This is a genomic window from Actinomycetota bacterium, from assembly GCA_018830725.1.
In the GTDB taxonomy this organism is placed as follows: domain Bacteria; phylum Actinomycetota; class Humimicrobiia; order JAHJRV01; family JAHJRV01; genus JAHJRV01.
The window spans coordinates 1-6,196 of the sequence record JAHJRV010000071.1 but is presented as its reverse complement, the minus strand read 5'-3'; the positions used below and the strand labels follow the sequence as shown (position 1 = coordinate 6,196).

The 6,196-nt window shown below is 32.6% G+C and carries 4 protein-coding genes; 2 read left to right on the top strand and 2 right to left on the bottom strand.

The features are described from left to right. Together nuoF and fdhF are read left to right on the top strand one after the other, a co-directional pair. On the top strand, positions 1–1,477 hold a 1,477-nt coding region (gene nuoF / locus KKC53_03510; protein MBU2598232.1), incomplete at its 5' end, for an NADH-quinone oxidoreductase subunit NuoF. A gap of 176 nt (positions 1,478–1,653) precedes the next feature. Beyond that, on the top strand, positions 1,654–4,341 hold the full coding sequence (gene fdhF / locus KKC53_03505) for a formate dehydrogenase subunit alpha (GenBank protein ID MBU2598231.1): 2,688 nt from the start codon (positions 1,654–1,656) through the stop codon (positions 4,339–4,341). A 115-nt stretch (positions 4,342–4,456) separates the two neighbouring features. Here fdhF and KKC53_03500 read toward each other — a convergent pair whose 3' ends face one another. Together KKC53_03500 and KKC53_03495 are read right to left on the bottom strand one after the other, a co-directional pair. Beyond that, the gene (locus KKC53_03500; GenBank protein ID MBU2598230.1) at positions 4,457–4,696 is read right to left on the bottom strand and encodes a DUF2007 domain-containing protein; all 240 of its coding nucleotides are present in this window, start codon (positions 4,694–4,696) and stop codon (positions 4,457–4,459) included. A gap of 15 nt (positions 4,697–4,711) precedes the next feature. Continuing rightward, positions 4,712–6,196 (bottom strand): transketolase (locus KKC53_03495; GenBank protein ID MBU2598229.1); only part of this gene is annotated, 1,485 nt, incomplete at its 5' end.

Sequence of the window (6,196 nt, the reverse complement as noted above, 5' to 3'; positions counted from 1 at the left end):
CAAAGATATACCTTTCTACAAATACCAAAAAAGGATATTACTAAGAAATTGCGGGGTTATTAACCCAGAAAATATTAAAGAATATATTAAAAGAGAAGGATATTTAGCATTAAGAAAAGCAATTCTTGATATGTCTCCATTTCAAATCATTAATGAAATAAAAAAATCTGGTTTAAGAGGTAGGGGTGGAGCAGGATTTCCAACTGGGTTAAAATGGGAATTCACTAAAAAAGCAAATGGTGAGCCAAAATATATAGTAGGCAATGCTGATGAGGGTGATCCGGGAGCATTTATGGATAGAAGTCTAATTGAAGGAGATCCTCATAGCTTATTAGAAGGGATGTTAATTGCAGGATACTCAATAGGAGCAAAAGAAGGATATATTTATTGTCGTGCTGAATACCCCTTAGCAATTAAAAGATTAAAAATTGCTATTAAGCAGGCGAAAGAAGCTAGATTAATTGGGAAGAATATTCTGGGATCAAATTTTAGTTTTGATATAAAAATAAAACAAGGTGCAGGAGCTTTTGTCTGTGGTGAAGAAACAGCTCTTTTGGCATCAATTGAGGGAAGGAGAGGTGAACCAAGACCTCGACCACCATTCCCAGCAAATTCAGGACTATGGGGTAAACCAACAAATATTAATAATGTTAAAAGTTATTCATATATTCCACAGATAATCTTAAATGGTGCGGACTGGTTTTCTTCTATAGGAACAGAAAGAAGCAAAGGAACTATGGTTTTTGCTTTAACTGGTAAGGTTATATCAACAGGACTTGTTGAAGTGCCAATTGGTATGAGTATCAGAGAGCTTGTATTTGATATTGGTGGGGGAGTACCACTGGATAAGAATTTTAAAGCTGTTCAAATAGGCGGACCATTAGGGGGCTGTTTACCTGCAGAAAAATTGGATTTACCAATAGATTATGAACCAATAACAGAAGCTGGTGCAATAATGGGTTCAGGAGGAATGATAGTTGTAGACAATGAGACTTGTATGGTTGAATTTGCAAAATACTTTTTACAATTTGCGAGTGATGAAAGTTGTGGTCAGTGTGTTCCTTGTAGGTTAGGTGGAGAAAGGATGTTGGAGATTCTTACTAGGATAACAGATGGTGAGGGTAAATTAGAGGATTTAAAAAAGTTGGAGAAACTATCAAGAGTTATGAATCAAGGCTCACTTTGTGCTCTTGGGCAGCTAACTCCAAATCCTGTACTTTCAACCTTGAGATATTTTAAAGATGAATACATTGCACACATTGTTGATAAGAGATGTCCAGCAGGGGAATGTGAAGCTTTAATAACCTACCATATTGATGAAAAAAAATGCACAGGTTGCACACGTTGTTTAAAGAAGTGTCCTCAAAATGCAATATCTGGTGAGAAGAAAAAACCACACAAAATAGATAAAAGACTTTGTATAAAATGTGGTGTTTGTAGAGATGTCTGTAAATTCGATGCTATTTATGTAATTTAAAAATTTTTAAAAACAGAAAAGATATAAATTTGATATATACCCATATATAAAGATTAAAAAATATCTTTAAAATTGATTAAAATCGTTAATACAAAAAGAATTTTTAGAATATAACTAAGAGGAATGTAAATAATAATTAAGGATAATAACTATATTTGTGATTAGAGGAACAATATATGTCTGAAATAAATATTACTATAGACAGTTGCTCCATAAAAGCTGAAGAAGGTAGCACAATTTTAGATGTTGCTAAAAAAGAGGGAATATATATACCAACTTTATGTTATCATCCAGCTCTCACCCCACAATCTGTGTGTAGAATTTGTTTAGTGGAAGTAGAGAGAGAAAAAGTTTTACAACCAGCCTGTTCATTTAAGGTGAGGGATAAAATGGTGATATTTACAAATACTCCTAAAGTTTTAGAAGCAAGGAGAGTATCACTTGATTTGATAATTTCGAATCATCCATTAGATTGTATGACCTGCGATATTGCTGGTAATTGTGAACTACAAGATTTAGCATATGAATTTGGTATAAAGGAAAGCGAATTTAAGGGAAGAAGGACGAATTATCCGATAGATGAAACAAACCCATTTATTATAAGAGATTTAAATAAGTGTATATTATGTAGACGTTGTATTAGAGTTTGTGAGGAAATTCAAAATAGAAGAGTTCTTGGTGTAACTAATAGAGGTTTTGATACAAAAATAATAGCTGACTTTGATTTACCACTTCAAGATTCTACATGTGAATTCTGTGGACAATGCGTTGCTGTTTGTCCAGTTGGAGCATTAACTCCAAAAATTTCTACCGGTATGGGAAGGGAATGGGAATTTAAAAAAATTAATACGGTCTGTCCTTATTGTGGAGTCGGTTGTAGATTTGATTTAAATGTAAAAGATGAAAAAATAGTAAAAGTTACATCAAATCCAGAGAGCCCAGTTAATGGGATAGCTCTTTGTGTGAAGGGAAGGTTTGGTTTTGATTTTGTAAACCATCCAGATAGATTAAAGACACCACTTATGAAGAGAAATGGTAAATTTAAAAAGATAAGCTGGGGTGAAGCATTAGATTATATTGCAAACAAATTTTTAGAGATTAGAAAAATAGAGGGTTCTGATGCTTTTGCTGTTCTCTCATCAGCAAAATGTACAAATGAGGAGAACTATCTCTTACAGAAATTTACAAGAGCTGTTTTAGGAACTAATAATATTGATCATTGTGCTCGTCTTTGTCATGCTCCAACTGTTACAGGTCTGGCAACAGCATTTGGAAGTGGAGCCATGACAAACTCCATAGAAGATATTACAACGAAAGCGAAGGCATATCTTATTATAGGTTCTAATACTACAGAACAGCACCCGGTTATAGGAATAAAGATAAGAAAGGCAGTTAGAGAAGGTGTAAAATTAGTTGTTGCTGACCCAAGGGAGATAGATATCACAAATATGGCAATGATTCATCTTAAACAAATACCCGGGACCGATGTTGCTCTTTTAAATGGTCTCATGAATGTAATCATTGAAGAAGACCTCTGGGATAAGGAGTTTGTTGAGAAAAGAACAGAAGGATTTGAGGAACTGAAAGAAACAGTTTCTAAATATGAACCAAAGATAGTAGAAGAGATAACAGGAGTACCAGCTGATGATATCATAAGAGCAGCAAAGATATTAGCAAATAACAAACCAGCATCTTTAATATATTCGATGGGAATAACACAGCATATTAGTGGTCATCTAAATGTTCTTTCATGTGCAAATTTACAGATGTTATTAGGAAATATGGGAATACCAGGCGGTGGTGTCAATCCATTAAGGGGTCAAAACAACGTTCAAGGTGCGTGTGATCTGGGTGCTCTTCCAAATGTATATCCCGGATACCAAAGTGTTGCAAGTGAAGGAAATCAAAATAAGTTTGAAAAATTTTGGGGAGTAAAACTTGATAAAGAACCAGGTCTTACAGTTGTCGAGATGATGAACGAAGCAGAAAAGGGAAAAATTAAAGCTATGTATATAATGGGTGAGAATCCAATGGTGAGCGATCCAGATGTAAATCATGTAAGAAAATGTTTGGAAAGCTTAGAAATTTTAGTAGTTCAGGATATATTCTTAAGTGAAACGGCAAAATTAGCTGATGTCGTATTACCCAGTGCTTCATTTGCTGAAAAAGAAGGAACATATACAAATACAGAAAGAAGAGTTCAGTTATTAAGAAAAGCTATCAATCCAATTGGTGATAGTAAAACAGACTGGCAGATAATCTGTGAGCTATCTACTAAAATGGGATATATAATGAATTACAATTCAACAAAAGAAATAATGGATGAAATAGTAAAAGTTACTCCAATATATAGTGGAGTGTCATATGAGAGATTAGATGCTAAAGGAATTCAGTGGCCATGTCCAGATAAGGAACATCCGGGCACAGTAATTTTACATGTTGGAAAATTTTCAAGGGGATTAGGAAGATTTACTGCTGTAGATCATCTTCCACCAGAGGAATTACCAGATAAAGAATATCCATTTATACTAACAACTGGAAGAGTGATTTATCACTGGCATACAGGGGAAATGACAAGAAGGTCAAAAGGACTGAGCACAATATATCCGGAAAATGTTGTGGAGATAAATCCAGAAGATGCAATGAAGTTAAATATTAAAGTTGGAGAGATAGTAAGAGTTATATCAAGAAGAGGTGAGATTGAAATAAAAGCAAATATAACAGAGAGGACACAACCTGGAGTCTTATTTACTACGTTTCACTTCGCTGAGTCAAATGCAAACATACTTACAATAAGCGCATTAGATGAAGTCTCAAAAATTCCCGAACTTAAAGTATGTGCTGTGAAAATAGAGAAATTGTGATAGTGCACTGGATCAAATATCAAAAATTTCTTAATTTAAAGCATATGATGTAAAAATAAAGAAAGGTTAAAATTAGGTTTTTAAGGAAAAAATTTCACGCATAATTTTTAGTTTGTTAATTGCTCGTGTCTTCAAAATCTAATTTATTATTGAATATAGCTTTAGCGATATTAAAATCTTTTTCTTTTACTAATATTTTTACCTCACCCAAACCATTAGCAGTTAAACCAAAAATTTCTGAAATAGCTTCATAAACTAGTTGAACATCTATTCCTTCTGATTCAAGTCTAGTTTTTATAATATTTGCTTGAGGCAAACCATTTGTTATATGAACTATCTTCCAATTTTTATACATAAATTAATCTTCTCTTTATATCTCTTTAATTACTGAATTAACAAGATTTTCAATTGATAATCCCTGAATTTCAAAAAGGTCTTCTGGATCACCGGATAATCCATAGCTACCTATACCCATTTTTTTAAATCTTATTCTTTTTCCAGATTGAGCAATGTAATCCGCTATGATATTACCAAGACCAGTTTGAATATTGTGATCTTCATATGTAACTATTGGTCCCATATTAATACATTCATCAATAATTTTCTCATCAATATTAGTTGGACAGGAAACATTTAATACTCTAACCAGATATCCCTTGTTTTTTAATATCTCCCATGCCCTTATGGCACGATGAAGCATAAATCCCATAGAAATTATAGTTGCTCTATCTCCATCTCTTATTAAATCTGCTTTTCCATATTCAAATTTATAATCGTCAGCAAAAAAAGGACTTTTATCATCTTTTAATATAACTGGAACTTTGCTTCTACCCATTGCTACTAAAAAATTTCCTGGAGTTTTTGAAATATATCTAATTACTCTGTCTGTCTGATTTGGATCAGCTGGAATAATTATACTGAAATTATATAAATTTCTCATAACACCAAGATAATCTATGCACTGATGAGTTTTCCCATCTTCACCAATGTTTAAACCACAATGAGTAGTAATTAATTTTAAGTTCGTTTGATTTATATCGTTTAGTCTATGTTGATTGTATGTTTCATCTATTCCAAAAACTCCAAAATCTGCAAAGAATGTAAGAATATTCTGTGTTGATAATGCACCTGCAATAGTAGCAGTGTTATGTTCCTGGATACCTCCCTCGAAAAAGTTATTTGGGCATATTGATGCAAATTTATCAGTTTTAACTGAAGTTGCAAGGTCACAATCAAAAACAGCAATTGGTGAAATAGGGGATTTATTAAAGTTAGAAGAATTTTCATAAATAAGAGATTTTTTGCAGTTTAATTCTGCAAAGTTTTTTAAAACATTTCCAAAAGCAGTTCTATTGTCAAGCTCATCATCTTTATAATATGTTTGCGGTGTTCCAAAATTGATGTTAATTTTATAAGTTCTTTTTAATTCCTTTTCTATTTTTTTATCTCTTTCTTTGAGTGATATATCTACCTTTCCTTTTATAGGGGTTATTTGTTGACGTAATTTGTAATATTTATCTAGATCATCATCAATATTAAGCTCAGTTATAGCTTTCTTATACTGTTCAATTGATAGAGCTTTTCCATGAAATTGCTCATCATCTTCCATAAAGGAAACACCCTTTCCCATTTTTGTATAAGCAAAAATTGCAACAGGAGTGTCTTTTGTATTAACAGATTGTTTTAAAGCTTCATATATCTGGTTATGGTCATGGCCATCAATCTCTAAAACCTTCCAACCATCAGAAATATAGTTACCTTTTATGTTCTGGGGCATAACATCAGTTATTTTTCCACTTATCTGCAAGCCATTATAGTCAATAATTACTGTAATTTCATTAAGGTCATATTTTTT

What these genes read in the sequence shown, in the direction of transcription:
- KKC53_03500 (MBU2598230.1), bottom strand. Translation starts at nt 4,696, where the DNA reads ATGTATAAAAATTGGAAGATAGTTCATATAACAAATGGTTTGCCTCAA.
- fdhF (MBU2598231.1), top strand. Translation starts at nt 1,654, where the DNA reads ATGTCTGAAATAAATATTACTATAGACAGTTGCTCCATAAAAGCTGAA.